The organism is Sneathiella sp., from assembly GCF_036844445.1.
GTDB lineage: Bacteria > Pseudomonadota > Alphaproteobacteria > Sneathiellales > Sneathiellaceae > Sneathiella.
On the sequence record NZ_DAIUFV010000002.1, the window covers coordinates 54,745 to 67,583 of the forward strand.

General features: G+C 61.5%; 13 protein-coding genes and 1 tRNA gene. 5 read left to right on the forward strand and 9 right to left on the reverse strand.

All coding sequences use genetic code 11. From position 1 onward, the window contains the following. Window positions 1–44 precede the first annotated feature (44 nt). From V7Z56_RS03565 to V7Z56_RS03575, 3 genes are all read left to right on the forward strand, one after another. Window positions 45–1,514 (forward strand): hydroxymethylglutaryl-CoA synthase family protein, encoded by a 1,470-nt coding sequence (locus V7Z56_RS03565; protein ID WP_334127981.1) that lies wholly within the window; start codon window positions 45–47, stop codon window positions 1,512–1,514. A gap of 2 nt (window positions 1,515–1,516) precedes the next feature. Beyond that, complete coding sequence (locus tag V7Z56_RS03570) at window positions 1,517–2,722, forward strand: acetyl-CoA acetyltransferase (protein ID WP_334127982.1); 1,206 nt, start codon at window positions 1,517–1,519, stop codon at window positions 2,720–2,722. 107 nt (window positions 2,723–2,829) lie between these two features. Beyond that, window positions 2,830–3,633, forward strand: a complete 804-nt coding sequence (locus V7Z56_RS03575; protein ID WP_334127983.1) for an enoyl-CoA hydratase/isomerase family protein — start codon at window positions 2,830–2,832, stop codon at window positions 3,631–3,633. A 9-nt stretch (window positions 3,634–3,642) separates the two neighbouring features. On the opposite strand, the gene V7Z56_RS03580 is transcribed toward V7Z56_RS03575, so the two are convergent. Both V7Z56_RS03580 and V7Z56_RS03585 read right to left on the reverse strand, forming a co-directional pair. After that, a complete protein-coding gene (locus V7Z56_RS03580; protein WP_334127984.1) occupies window positions 3,643–5,184 on the reverse strand; it encodes an acyl-CoA synthetase in 1,542 nt (513 codons plus the stop codon). 42 nt (window positions 5,185–5,226) lie between these two features. Next, complete coding sequence (locus tag V7Z56_RS03585) at window positions 5,227–6,414, reverse strand: acyl-CoA dehydrogenase family protein (RefSeq protein ID WP_334127985.1); 1,188 nt, start codon at window positions 6,412–6,414, stop codon at window positions 5,227–5,229. A 185-nt stretch (window positions 6,415–6,599) separates the two neighbouring features. On the opposite strand from V7Z56_RS03585, the gene V7Z56_RS03590 reads away from it, so the two are divergent. Beyond that, the gene (locus V7Z56_RS03590) at window positions 6,600–7,445 is read left to right on the forward strand and encodes a crotonase/enoyl-CoA hydratase family protein (RefSeq protein WP_334127986.1); all 846 of its coding nucleotides are present in this window, start codon (window positions 6,600–6,602) and stop codon (window positions 7,443–7,445) included. 52 nt (window positions 7,446–7,497) lie between these two features. Here the strand turns inward: V7Z56_RS03590 and V7Z56_RS03595 are convergent. The 3 genes from V7Z56_RS03595 to V7Z56_RS03605 form a co-directional block, all read right to left on the reverse strand. Then, a tRNA-Arg gene (locus V7Z56_RS03595) sits at window positions 7,498–7,574 on the reverse strand. A gap of 94 nt (window positions 7,575–7,668) precedes the next feature. Beyond that, complete coding sequence (locus V7Z56_RS03600) at window positions 7,669–7,845, reverse strand: DUF3012 domain-containing protein (RefSeq protein ID WP_334127987.1); 177 nt, start codon at window positions 7,843–7,845, stop codon at window positions 7,669–7,671. A 73-nt stretch (window positions 7,846–7,918) separates the two neighbouring features. After that, complete coding sequence (locus tag V7Z56_RS03605; RefSeq protein ID WP_334127989.1) at window positions 7,919–8,791, reverse strand: OmpA family protein; 873 nt, start codon at window positions 8,789–8,791, stop codon at window positions 7,919–7,921. Between the two features lie 522 nt (window positions 8,792–9,313). Between V7Z56_RS03605 and V7Z56_RS03610 the strand changes: the two genes are divergently transcribed. Next, window positions 9,314–10,273, forward strand: coding sequence for a cation diffusion facilitator family transporter (locus tag V7Z56_RS03610; protein WP_334127990.1), 960 nt, complete (start codon window positions 9,314–9,316; stop codon window positions 10,271–10,273). A gap of 36 nt (window positions 10,274–10,309) precedes the next feature. Here V7Z56_RS03610 and V7Z56_RS03615 read toward each other — a convergent pair whose 3' ends face one another. From V7Z56_RS03615 to V7Z56_RS03635, 4 genes are all read right to left on the reverse strand, one after another. Further along, window positions 10,310–10,720 carry a hypothetical protein gene (locus V7Z56_RS03615; protein ID WP_334127991.1) on the reverse strand — a complete coding sequence of 137 codons (411 nt, stop codon included), beginning with the start codon at window positions 10,718–10,720 and terminating at the stop codon, window positions 10,310–10,312. Window positions 10,721–10,863: 143 nt separating this feature from the next. Beyond that, window positions 10,864–11,082, reverse strand: coding sequence for a DUF3126 family protein (locus tag V7Z56_RS03620; RefSeq protein ID WP_334127992.1), 219 nt, complete (start codon window positions 11,080–11,082; stop codon window positions 10,864–10,866). 16 nt (window positions 11,083–11,098) lie between these two features. Beyond that, window positions 11,099–11,581 (reverse strand): cold-shock protein, encoded by a 483-nt coding sequence (locus tag V7Z56_RS15660; RefSeq protein WP_443023741.1) that lies wholly within the window; start codon window positions 11,579–11,581, stop codon window positions 11,099–11,101. 144 nt (window positions 11,582–11,725) lie between these two features. Further along, window positions 11,726–12,484, reverse strand: coding sequence for a CbiX/SirB N-terminal domain-containing protein (locus V7Z56_RS03635; RefSeq protein WP_334127993.1), 759 nt, complete (start codon window positions 12,482–12,484; stop codon window positions 11,726–11,728). Between the last annotated feature and the right edge of the window lie 355 nt (window positions 12,485–12,839).

Sequence of the window (12,839 nt, forward strand, 5' to 3'; positions counted from 1 at the left end):
TATAGTGAGCGGCATCAAGAAATAAGAATAAGGAGCCTATCCAAATGGAAGTAGGAATATTGGCCTACGGGGGATATATCCCGCAAAGCCGATTGCAACGCAGTGAGATCGCCAAGGCGCACGCCTGGTTCAACCCGGGCCTGAAAGGGCTGGCCAAGGGCGAGCGCGCCATGGCCAACTGGGACGAAGACAGCGTCACCATGGCCGTTGAAGCGGCACGCGACTGCCTGACCGGTTTTGATCGTGATCAGGTCACGGCGGTTTACATGGCCTCAACCACTTTCCCCTTCGTCGACCGTCAGAACGCCGGCATTGTCGCCGACGCGCTCGCGCTTCGCAGCAATCTGCAGACGCTCGACTTCGCCTCCTCGCAGCGCGCCGGCAGCGCGGCTCTCGCCGTTGCCCTGCAGGTCGCCAAGGGCGGCAGCGGCCCGATCCTGTTCACGGCATCGGAAAAACGCAAAACCCTGGCCGCAAGCCCGCTTGAGCTGACCTCCGGTGACGGCGCCGCGTCGTTCCTCGTCGGCACCGGCAAGGTCATCGCCCGGCTGCTCGGCAGCCACACGGAAGCCGTTGACTTCGTCGATCATTTCCGCGGCGAAAACGAAGATTACGACTATTCCTGGGAAGAGCGCTGGATCCGTGACGAAGGCGTCGTGAAAATCGTTCCGGCGGCGGTCAATGCCGTTCTCGAAGCGACCGGCGTGAAAGCTGCCGATATCACCACCTTCTGCTTCCCGCTTGCCGCCCGCGGTTCGGCCGCAGCGGTTGCCAAGAAAGTCGGTATCCCGGAAAGCGCGGTTGCCGACAACCTGCAGGCCAACGTCGGCGAAGCCGGCACGGCGCATTCCATGGTCATGCTGGCGCATGCCCTCGAAAGCGCGAAGCCGGGCGACAAGATCCTCGTCGCCAGCTTCGGCCAGGGCAGCGATGCGCTGCTCTTTGAAGTGACCGACGCGATCACCTCGCTGCCGGCCCGCCGCGGTGTTTCGGGCTATCTCAAGCGCCGTTATGCGGAAACCAACTACAGCAAATTCCTCGCTTTCCACGATCTTGTGAAGATGGAACGCGGAATTCGCGCCGAAACGGACAAGAAAACCGGCCTCACGACACTATATCGTAACAAGGAGATGGTGCAGTCGATGATCGGCGGCGAATGCTCCCAGTGCGGTACAGTGCAGTTTCCGAAGTCCCGGATGTGCGTCAACGAGAACTGCGGCGCCATCGACACGCAGGAGGATTACCCCTTCGCCGAACGGAGTTCCAAGGTCAACTCCTTTACCGCCGACCGGCTCACCTATTCGCCCGATCCGCCCGCCTATTACGGCATGGTGCAGTTTGAAGGCGGCGGCCGGCTGATGAGCGACTTCACCGACGTTCCGCCGGATATGGAAATGGCGGTGGGAACGCCCATGCGCATGATGTTCCGTGTCAAGGATTACGACAACAAGCGCAACTTCAGGCGCTATTTCTGGAAAGCCGCTCCGGACGGGGCGGCGAAAAAAGGAGAATAACGATGGCCTCAGGGATTAAAGATAAAGTTGCCATTCTGGGTATGGGTTGCTCGCGGTTTGGCGAACGCTGGAATGACAATGCCGAAGACCTGATGATCGAGGCATATGTCGAGGCGCTCGCCGATGCGGGCATCGAGAAGAGCCAGATCGAAGCGGCCTGGCTCGCCACGGGCATCGAGGAAGAGCATGTCGGCAAGTCCGCCGTGCCGCTCTCGATGGCGCTGCGCCTGCCGAATATTCCGGTAACGCGCGTTGAAAACTACTGCGCAAGCGGCTCGGAAGCCTTCCGCGGCGCCGTCTACGCGGTTGCCTCCGGGGCCTGCGACATCGCCCTCGCGCTCGGCGTCGAGAAGCTGAAGGATACCGGCTACGGCGGCCTGCCGCAGCGTAACCGCGGCTCCGTCAACGACCTCTTCTGGGCCAACGCGTCGGCGCCGGGCAACTTCGCCCAGCTCGCCTCCGCCTATACCGCCCGGCACGGCGTCAACAAGGACGACCTGAAGCGGGCGATGGCGCATATCTCGGTCAAGAGCCATGACAACGGCGCGAAAAACCCGAAGGCGCACCTGCGCAACAAGATCGACATCGACAAGGTGATGAACGCCCCGATGATCGCGGAGCCGCTCGGCCTCTTCGATTGCTGCGGCGTGAGTGACGGCTCGGCCTGCGCCATCGTCACGACCCCGGAAATTGCCCGCTCGCTCGGCAAAACCGATCTCGTCACCGTGAAGGCGCTGCAGCTTGCCGCCTCCAACGGCCGCGAAGCCCAGCATAACTCCTGGGATGGCAGCCATTTCGTCACCACGCGGGCGGCCGCCAACCGGGCCTACAAGGAAGCCGGCATCACCAAGCCGCGCGACCAGATCAGCATGTTCGAAGTGCATGACTGCTTCTCCATCACCGAGCTGGTGACGATGGAAGACCTGTTCATCTCCGAAGAAGGCCGGGCAGTCAACGACATCATGGACGGTTTCTATGATGCCGACGGCAAGATCCCCTGCCAGATCGACGGCGGTCTGAAATGCTTCGGTCACCCGATCGGCGCCTCCGGCCTTCGCATGATCTATGAGATGTATCTGCAGATGCAGGGCCGCGCCGGTGATCGCCAGCGCAAGGAGCAGCCGGTATTCGGCATGACCCACAACCTCGGCGGTTTCCCGCATCAGAACATCTGCTCGATCGCCATTGTCGGTATGGAAGGCGCCTGATCGGGGCCCCTTTCACGACAATCTGAGCCAAGCATTCCAACCGGCCTCGCGCCGGTTGGTTTTTTTAAAGCCCCTCTCAAACAACAATAACAGGGAGAATAGATAGAATGTCCGGACAACCAGTCGCCACCATGACGGTCGTGGATGGCATCGCCACCATCACCCTCAGCCGCCCCGAGCGGCGCAATCCCTTCTCGCAGGAGCTGCAAAGCTATCTCGCAGCCGCCGTCAGCGATATTTCCAGCCGCGACGATATCGACGCGCTGATCCTGACCGGCAGCGGCGGCTGCTTCAGCGCCGGCGGCGACATCAAGGGGATGCTGGAAAACCAGCCCAAAGACGGCGAGCCCGGCGCCGATTACCGCAAGCGCATCTATGCCATCAACGACTGGATCGGGCGCCTGCGCAACCTGGAAATTCCGGTGATCGCCGCGGTTGACGGCGCGGCCTATGGCGGCGGCTTCGCGCTCGCGCTCTGCGCCGATTTCATCCTCTGCAGCCCGACGGCGCGCTTCTGCTCGGTGTTCGGCCGCATCGGTGCGGTGCCGGACTGCGCCATCATGTACACCCTGCCCCGCATGATCGGCATGCAGCGCGCGAAGGAGATCATGTTCACCGGCCGCCCGGTCCTCGCCGAGGAGGCAAAGGCCATCGGCATCGCCTTCGACGTGCATCCGGCGGAGGAGCTCGCCGACGCCGCCCTCACCCTTGCAAAGCGGTTGCAGCCGGCAAGCCGGCAGGCATTCGCCCTCACCAAGCGGATCACCAACCAGTCGCTCGACCTCGACGCCACGTCACTGCTCGAGATGGAGGCCTCGGCGCAGGAGATCTGCTTCAAGACGGAGTATAACCGCGACGCGGTCGCGCGCTTCGTCCGCAAGGAGCCGCTCCGCTTCAACTGGGAGGCCTAAGCCCCTTCCCTACCCGGCGGCCTCAAGGTCGCCGAGTTCTTCCTTCAGCACCCGCTTCAGGACCTTCCCGGTCGCATTGCGCGGCAGTTCTTTCATGAACACGACATGTTTCGGGATCTTGAAGCGGGCCAGCTTGTCGCGGCAATAGAGAATCACGTCATCGGGCGTCAGCGTCTTGCCGGGCGCCAGCACGATGGCGGCGCAGCCAACCTCGTCCCAGCGCGGGTCGGGGACGCCGAGAATGGCGACATCGGCAATCTCCGGCATCTTGAACAGCACGCTCTCGACCTCCGCCGGATACACATTCTCCCCGCCCGAGATATACATATCCTTCCAGCGATCGACGACATAGTAATGCCCGTCCGCATCCATGCGGCAGGCATCGCCGGTATGCAGCCAGCCATCGGTGAAGGAGTCGATATTCGCCTCGGGCCGGTTCCAGTAGCCGGGCGTGATATTCGGTCCCTTCACCCACAGCTCGCCGATCTCCCCGCGCGGCACGTCCTCGCCATTCTCATCGACGATGCGCGCCTCGGCATTGAGCGCGAGCTTGCCCGCCGATCCCGGTTTCGAGAGCGCCATGACCGCATCCTGCACGAACACGGTCGGGCTCGTCTCGGTCATGCCGTAGCCCTGTTGCAGCGCGCGGCCGCGCGCCTTGTAGGTCTCCAGAAGCGGCACCGGCGTCGGGGCGCCGCCAACGCCCGAGCAGGCGAGGCGCGAGAAATCGGTCGTCGCGAAATCGGGATGCTGGCTCATGAAAAGATAGTTCGCCGGCACGCCGAAGAAATGGGTAAGGCCAACCGACGGGTCATTGATCAGGCGCAGGCACTCGCCGGGATCAAAAGTGCGCATCACAAGGCTCGTCCCGCCGAAATAGAGCACCACGGACGTATAGCAGTTGAGCCCGCCGGTGTGGAAAAGCGGCAGGATCGTCAGGCTGCGCGCCGACGGCGTGATATGCGCCGGCCCGCCAAGGTTGACTGCATTGTAAAAGGCCATGCCATAGGTATTCAGCGCGCCCTTCGGCCGCCCCGTCGTGCCGGAGGTATACATGATGGTCCAGACATCATCATGGGTCATCCGCGCAAGCACAGGCGTCTCGCTTGCCGCGGCGATGGCGGCCTCATAGGGTGTCTCCCCGCCCGCACCGCTCGTCTCCAGCGTATAAGGCACGCCCGTCGATTTTTCGAGCGACGCGACCTCATCCGCAAACTGGCTGTCATGGATCAGGACTTTCGGCGCCGCATCGCGGATGATGAAATCCAGCTCACTCACCGTGAGCCGCCAGTTGAGCGGCAGGAAGATCGCGCCGATCTTGGCGCAGGCCGCCTGAATTTCCAGCATGTCCGTGGAATTCATGGCGAGCACGCCGACCCGATCCTCCCGGCCGATGCCATAGGCGTCCTGAAAATGGGCGGCGAGACGGAGCGCCCGCTTATTGGCCTCGGCATAGGTGAAAGCCCGGTTGGAATGCAGGTCAACCCACGCTTCCTTGTCCGGGGTCCGTTCCGTATGATGGGCCAGCCAGTCATAATGCACGACGCTCATAGTCTCTTTTCTCCCTGTTTTTACATAACTTAGCTCTCTAAGTTATATCGACATCTGGCGGGCCGCAAGATCTCTCATGATCTCCTCCGAGCCGCCGCCGATGGCCATCACCCGGACCTCGCGATAGATCCGCTCGATCCGGCAGCCCCGCATGTAGCCCGCGCCGCCCATGATCTGCATCGCCTCCCGCGCGCAGAATTCCATGGTCTGCGACGCCTGCACCTTCAGCAGCGAGAGATCGGCGACCGGCCGCTCTCCCGCCATGACGCGGACGGCGCATTGTTCGAGATAGGCCTGCGTCACATTGATGTGGCGGGCCATCTCGGCGAGCTTGTGGCGAATCACCTGATGATCGGCGAGGCGCTTGCCGAAGGTTTTCCGCTCGCGCGCCCAGGCAATGGCATCCTCGAGGCAGACGCGCGCATAGGCCGTTGCCCCCGCCGCGATGCCGAGCCGCTCGCTGTTGAAGTTGCTCATGATCCCCTTGAAGCCCTCATTCTCCGTGCCGATGAGGTTTTCCACCGGCACGCGCACGTCATCGAAATAGAGCGCCGCGGTGTCCGAGACCCACCAGCCCTGCTTTTTCAGCGGCGTGCGGGTGAAGCCCGGGCGGTCGCGCTCGATCAGCAGCAGCGAGACGCCGCCCCGCCCCGGCTCGCCGGTCCTGACGGCAACCGTGTAGTAATCGGCGCGCATGCCGCCGGTGATGAACATCTTTGATCCGTTGACGACATAATGATCGCCGTCGCGCACGGCGCGGGTCTGCAAATTCGCGACGTCCGATCCGCCCGAGGGCTCGGTGATGGCGAGCGCATGGATCTTCTCGCCTGCGAGCACGGCCGGGGCGACGCGTTTTTTCAGCTCCTCCGATCCGATCGCGAGGACCGGCGGCAGGCCGATGGTGTGGACCATCAGGCTGGCATGCAGGCCGCCCGCGCCCGTGCGCGCCATCTCCTCGGACGAGATCATGCGGAAGAAAACATCGACGGGCGTGCCGCCATATTCCTCGGGAAAGCCCATGCCGAGGAGGCCGATCGCGGCGGCCTTTCTGTAAAGCTCACGCGGGAACTCGCCCGCCTCGTCCCAGTCGTTGACATGAGGCATGATTTCCTGCTCGATGAACGCGCGCAAGGTCGCCCGCCAGGCGCGATGATCCTCTGTGTAATGCGGCCCCTGATAGCGATGATTGAAATCAAACGGGTTGGCGCCGTCGGTAAAACCGGAGGTCATGGGTATCCTTCTCTGCTATTTTTAATTCGTGATTATACGCGGATTGATTTTGCTATCATGCCTATTTTGGCGGAGCGCGCAAAGGGTTTCGCGCAGGCGTTAAGTTGTTTGAAACTCGCCCCCGCCCGCCGTAAGATAACTCCGGCCGCGATCACCCGCGCCGCAACAACAAGGGAGAGGTATCCGTGAGCCACAGCTGTTTCGACGTTCAAATCGACAAGAAAATCGCCCATATCATCCTGAACCGGCCGGAGAAGCGCAACAGCATGATCCCCGCCTTCTGGCGCGAGCTGCCCGAGATCGTCCGCGATATCGACGAGAACGCAAAGGCGCGGGTGATCGTCCTCTCCTCGACCGGGCCGCATTTCAGCTCGGGCCTCGATGTCAGCTCCTTCCAGCAGGCGGAGATCACGGATCCGGCGGCAAAACGCGCCGCGCGCATCACGGCAGGCGCAGATTTCTACGGCATCATCAAGAATATGCAGCAATCCTTCACCGCGCTTGAGGAATGCCGCCTGCCGGTCCTTGCCGCGATCCAGGGCGGCTGCATCGGCGGCGGCGTCGATTTGATTACCGCCTGCGACATGCGCTATGCGACGGAGGATGCCTTTATCACGATTTTCGAGACCAATATCGCCATGACGGCCGATGTCGGCACCTTCCCGCGTCTCTCGAAGCTGATCCCCGACGGCATCGCGCGCGAGCTCGCCTACACCGGGCGGCGCATGGCGGCGGCGGAGGCGCGCGAGGTCGGGCTCGTCAACCGCGTCTATAAAAGCCATGCGGAGATGCTGGCGGGCGTCATGGAGATCGCGGCAGAGATCGCCAGCAAGGCGCCGCTCGCCGTTATGGGCTGCAAGCGGATGATGAACTACGCCCGCGATCACAGCGTCGCCGACGGGCTCGACTATATCGGCATCTGGAACGCGAGCATGCTGCAGCGGGAGGAGATTTTCGAGGCCATGCAGGCCAACGCCGAGAAGCGCCCCGGCAACTTCGTCGAGCTGCCGCCGATCCGCAAGCATATCTGAGCCAAGGGGAAAATAGACGCCTGCGCGTCCGGCGCGGGCGGGACGCGCAAGGTGGCGATCCCGACAGGACTCGAACCTGTTACCTCAAGATTAGGAATCTTGCGCTCTATCCTGATGAGCTACGGGACCCGTCCACCTCGTTCGGATGTAGCAGAGTGGCCCGCCGCTCGCCATAAAAAAATGCGCCGGAGGGGCCCCGGCGCATGTCGCAATGCTCAAAAACCTATTCGGACGTCAGCACGCAGTTCTTGGCGAAATCGGCGGCTTCATTCACCGACCAGTCCGCTTTCGGCTTTTCCTTCATGGCCTGGCACCATTCCTTGCTGCCAACCTCGGGCTCGCAGGCGGCAAGACCGAACGCGAGCATCGGAAGAAGCGCGAAAAGAGCAATTTTCTTCATCTCGAAATCCTCGTGAAAAGGCACAAAAAAAGACGGGGCGTTGGCCACCCCGTCTTCTTTCAGTGCATCGTGATTATTTCTCTTCGACGGTAATCACAACGCGGCGGTTCGCAGCGTTCCGGACACCGTCAGCCGTCTGGACCTTCAGGTCCTTCTTGCCGTAAGAGCGCATGATGATGCGGTTTGCTTCCATGCCCATATCCATGCCCATGAAGGCAACGGCTTCGGCACGGCGCTCGCCGAGCTTGTCGTTATATTCAACGGTACCGACCGTGTCGGTGTAACCGGCAATGGTGATCTGCGGGTTGTTCAGCGTCTTCATATAGTCGGTAGCTGCACGAACCTCAGCTTCGGAACCCGGAAGCGGCGTTGAGGAGTCAAAGTCGAAGTTCACTTCGAAGGACTTCGGAGCGATCATCTCCTGCTTCTTCTCGATGACGACAACCTTCTCTTCGGTCACAACCGGAGCGAGACCGGTTTCAATGCCTTCCATGGCAAGAACAAAGGCATCACGGCAGGCCGCGATGTCTTCGGGCTGGAAGTTTTCTTCCTGCTGCTCGACCCAGCAATCAAAGCTGGACTGAGCTTTGGCGGCCTGCAGCGGCATTTTATCGGCAGCGCCGGCATTCAGGGCGGCCATCAGGCGCTCGCGTGCGCTTACGAGGACCGGCTCCCGGTCTGCCGGAAGTTTCCATTCTTCGGGTTTGTAAGGCTCAACCGTTTCGCCGCGCGCAACTGCCATTGCCCGCTCGGCATACCGGTCGGAGTCACGATAGTCACCGCCCGAATATTCATATTTTGCAAGGTCGATGTAGTTCGCATAGAGCGCCTGCTGGAATTCGGTGCCGGTCGGAGTCACCTTCTCCGCCTGTTCCAACTTCATACCGCAAGCTGCGAGCACGAGCGACGTAGCACCGACAACCGCGAACCTAAATGTGTTTTTCATAATCTTCCCCTCAACCCTTTGTTTGTGACGCGATGGGATTCGCATCAGGTTCGGTTAATACTAGTACGTAGCAATATTGCAAACAACAGGAATTGCAATCAATGTCCGAAATAGAGGACTTCCGGGTGATTTCAACACCTATAGTGCAAATACTTGACGAAAACTACGAGGCAAAATTGTCGTAAATGCGGCAGCCTCCGTCCAATATTGCAGAATATATATACGCCGAAGGCACCGGAAAGGCAGATTTTCAGCAGTCCGAGCCCCATTATCCCCCGGTTACGGTGATTTTTTTCACACAGATGTTGCGTAAATGATACATTCTTAGGCATGACAGATGAGCGCCCGGGATGGGGCGGCCGCCATTTCGCCCGCACGCCCTGCCGGAGCGCCGACGGGCCTTGAATCGCCTTAATTTCAGGATCTTTGGCGCGGCCCCTGACGAGGCAGTTGACGATGCGGTTGCAGAGCGGCGCGAACACTCATATGTTTACTTTGAGGAAGCAAAGTAAAGCATAATATATGGCGCATTTTCATCCCCACGGCGATGCTCACGACCACGGGCCGGGGCACGCGCATGATCACACGCCGACCGTGACCGCGGACAGCGAGCGGCGGCTCTTCCTCGTGATGTGGCTGACCGGCGGCTATCTCGTCCTGCAGGTCGCGGGCGGCCTCGCGGCGGGGTCCCTCGCGCTGCTCGCCGATGCGGGGCATATGCTCTCCGATACCGCCGCCCTCGCGCTCGCCTGGTTCGCCTTCCGCCTCGCCTCGCGCCCGGCCGATGCCCGGCGCAGCTACGGCTATCACCGCTTCCAGATCCTTGCCGCCTTCACCAACGGCCTCAGCCTCTTCTTTATCGCCGCCTGGATCCTCTTCGAGGCGGTAACGCGCCTCATCACCCCGTCCGAGGTGATGGGCGGGCTGATGCTGGCTGTCGCCTGCGGCGGCCTCCTCATTAACGCGCTCGGCTTCTATCTCCTGCACCGCGGTGATCGGGAAAATGTCAATATGCAGGGCGCGCTCCTGCATGTGATGGGCGACCTGCTCGGCTCCGTCGCGGCGATCGTTGCGGCCGTTGTCATCATGCTGACGGGCTGGATGGCGGCCGATCCGCTGCTCTCGATCCTGGTCGCGCTGATTATCCTCAAAAGCGCCTTCTCGCTCGTTCGTCGCTCCGGCCATATCCTGCTCGAAGGGACGCCCGAGCATCTCGATACCGAGCTGATCCGCGACAAGCTCCTCGCCTATCATCCCGAGGTGAGGGGCGTGCATCATATGCATATCTGGTCGCTGACCGCCGAAAAGCCGCTGCTGACCATGCATGTGGAGATCGACCCGGCGGCCGAGCCGCAGCGGACCTTGCGGGCGCTCAATGCCTTCCTGCTCTCGGAGTTCGGCATCGATCACGCGACCGTGCAGATCGAGCATAGCCACTGCGCCGCGGACGGCAGCCTGCTGGCGGGCCATCCGGTCACCTGAAAATATCGCGAATAAAGGAGAGTTGCGCGGCGCGGCTTATTGCCAGAGCGGGCGCGCGGCGCTTGCCACGCCCTGCGGCTCGCCCCACGGGCCGGTGCTGGTAATCGTCAGCCAGCGAAAGGGCGGCGGGCTCGCCTGCTCCATTTCGATCCGTCCCTCGCGGGTGATGCGGGCCGTCAGCCCGCGCATCGGGCCGGCCGTCTTGCTGAAGCTGCAGCGCACCGCATCGCCCGGCAGCCAGTATTTGGCGGGCGCCGTGCCGTTCAGGCGATAGCGCCGCTCGGGCAGCTTGCCGGAGGAAAGCCGGCAGTCGCCCGCGAAGCCGACGCCGGCATCGCCGAGAATTTCAAGCTCGATCATGGCGCTGCCGCCCGCACGCAGCGGCGCGGCGCTGGCGAGAAAAATCAGCAGGCAGGCGAAAAGAAGGGCATAAAAACGTCCGGACATGACCGCAAGGCTACGCGCCAAGCGTTAACAAAATGCTTATCCGGGGCGCGGAGGCGGGCGCGATGCAGGCTAAAAGCGCGCCTGCCCCGCCTCTTCTCATCTCAAATGGCGGAAAAGAAGATAGATACCCGCGACGAGCGCCCTCAGGACGTGGACGGCAAATCCATGTCGAGGATGGTCATGTGGAAGGCGAAGGAGACCTCGCCCTCATCCTCGTCACGATAGACAACGCCGATAAATTCGTCCCCGAGCAGCACCTCGGCGGTGCCGTCGGAGGGGCGTCTTTCTCTCACCTGGAAGGTGTCGTTGTCGAATTTTTCACGCAGGTAGCGCTGTACCCGCAGGGTTTCTGTTCTGGTCATACTTCCTCCGCGCCGGCTAGAGGAGTTCGAGCGAATCGGCGATCGGCCCTTTCACTCCCATCCGGACAACGCATTTGACCCGGCTTTTCAGCTTCACATCCGCCGGATCGATATCTGAGCGTTCCAGCATCTTGACGTGAATGAACACATCCTCGCCGCCGCCGTCGGGCGTGACGAAACCGTATTTATGTTCCGGCACATATGTCGTCACAACGCCGGCGATCTCAAACTCGTCCGGCGCATCCGCCGCCTGATCCTCCGTCGGCTCGTGAATGGCGACGACCTGCTGGCCGCGATCACCATCGGCGAGGTCGCAAACGATCTGCATCCCCTCGCGCAGTTCATTATAGGAGGTGTTGTGCAGGACCGAGATATGAACGAACGCGTCCGGCGATCCGTCTGCGGGGGAAACGAAGCCGAATCCCTTTGCTTCATCAAAAAATTTTACGGTCGCCGAAATATTTTTCCGAACGGCCCGGTGTGGCTTGCGATCATTCATCCTACAGGAACCTCATTCCTTCCTAATCTTGCGGCCCGGACCCAAAGCGGATCTCGAACCAGTCTGTCGACGGGTTTTTTATCAGATCATGACGGCGCTGTCTGTAGCGATTTACGGGCGCCGCCCTCCCCGCAGTTTATCCCCTCAGTCGAAGCGCCGGCGCGTGCGGGCAATACTCCGTTCGATGAGGCCGGCAATTTCCGGGCGCGGGCCGATGGCGCCGGTATACTGCACCCTGCGCCGCGCCCCCGTTTCCCTTTGCCATATATGCAAAATCTCCGGCACATCAACAGCGGCATGCGGCCCGTCGGCGGAAAAAAGCCCGACGACGACGAGCGGCCCCGCAGCGTCGCCCTCCGCCCGCAGCCAGTCGGCGAGATAGGGCGGCTCACTCAGAAACGCAAGCGAGACGGCGGCAAATTCGCGCCGCGCCTCCAGCGCCTGGCGGTGACGCTCCGCCGCGAGGCGCGAGGCGGGTGACTTTCCGGAGCCATGCGCGACGAACAGCAGATGCGCCGCCGCCGCGCCCGCCCCCATCTCCGCCGCCGCCTCCCGCCCGACCATGGACAGGATATCGGCGAGCGCCGGATCCTCGCCGAGCGCATCGCAGAGGAATACGCGGCCCGCCGCCCCGACGCGGAGACGCCCCTCAAGGCCGAAGAGCGCCGGAATGCGCGTGGCGACGAAATAGCCGCTGCTCATGAAAAGCGGCACAAGGAACACATCGCCCGGCGGCACGGGCGGCGCCGTCTCCTCCGCGCGGGAGAGAAAGCAGACCTCCACCTGGCCATATCTGCCGCTTTCGCGAAGCGAGCGGGCATGCTCCAGCGCCGCCGCCTCCGCATCCCGGGAGATGCCGGAACCGTGGGCGACAAGAATGACCGAGGGGGGCGAAGAAACCATGGGGCGACACAATCGGGCAGCATCAGAATATCAACGTGATGCCGCCAAGCTTACCCGCCGCCGCCGCCAAATAACAGGATAATCAGAACGCGCAGAATCAGCGATCAACATGAACAGAATTTGGAGTTTAAATTTCGGGTCTTTAAAGGGTCTTCAATCCGTTTTGTGAAAATTCGGGGTGGTAGCAATAATGTTTATTCAGTGCTGGGGTTGAAAAGGAGCGGATTAATTGCAAAATTCTATCAATCTAAGGGTGAATTTAATGAAAATGGCCATTGGTTCGTGAAGCCATAATTCTAGCGCTTTGATGGGTATTTGTCAACTATTTAAGGTAGTATTGAAATATCCCCGCCGA

Excerpts from the sequence above, each read along its gene's own strand:
- V7Z56_RS03605 (WP_334127989.1), bottom strand. The coding sequence starts at position 8,791 with ATGAAAAACACATTTAGGTTCGCGGTTGTCGGTGCTACGTCGCTCGTG.
- V7Z56_RS03565 (WP_334127981.1), top strand. The coding sequence starts at position 45 with ATGGAAGTAGGAATATTGGCCTACGGGGGATATATCCCGCAAAGCCGA.
- V7Z56_RS03600 (WP_334127987.1), bottom strand. The coding sequence starts at position 7,845 with ATGAAGAAAATTGCTCTTTTCGCGCTTCTTCCGATGCTCGCGTTCGGT.
- V7Z56_RS03585 (WP_334127985.1), bottom strand. The coding sequence starts at position 6,414 with ATGACCTCCGGTTTTACCGACGGCGCCAACCCGTTTGATTTCAATCAT.
- V7Z56_RS03615 (WP_334127991.1), bottom strand. The coding sequence starts at position 10,720 with ATGTCCGGACGTTTTTATGCCCTTCTTTTCGCCTGCCTGCTGATTTTT.
- V7Z56_RS03635 (WP_334127993.1), bottom strand. The coding sequence starts at position 12,484 with ATGGTTTCTTCGCCCCCCTCGGTCATTCTTGTCGCCCACGGTTCCGGC.
- V7Z56_RS15660 (WP_443023741.1), bottom strand. The coding sequence starts at position 11,581 with ATGAATGATCGCAAGCCACACCGGGCCGTTCGGAAAAATATTTCGGCG.
- V7Z56_RS03570 (WP_334127982.1), top strand. The coding sequence starts at position 1,517 with ATGGCCTCAGGGATTAAAGATAAAGTTGCCATTCTGGGTATGGGTTGC.
- V7Z56_RS03580 (WP_334127984.1), bottom strand. The coding sequence starts at position 5,184 with ATGAGCGTCGTGCATTATGACTGGCTGGCCCATCATACGGAACGGACC.
- V7Z56_RS03575 (WP_334127983.1), top strand. The coding sequence starts at position 2,830 with ATGTCCGGACAACCAGTCGCCACCATGACGGTCGTGGATGGCATCGCC.
- V7Z56_RS03610 (WP_334127990.1), top strand. The coding sequence starts at position 9,314 with ATGGCGCATTTTCATCCCCACGGCGATGCTCACGACCACGGGCCGGGG.
- V7Z56_RS03620 (WP_334127992.1), bottom strand. The coding sequence starts at position 11,082 with ATGACCAGAACAGAAACCCTGCGGGTACAGCGCTACCTGCGTGAAAAA.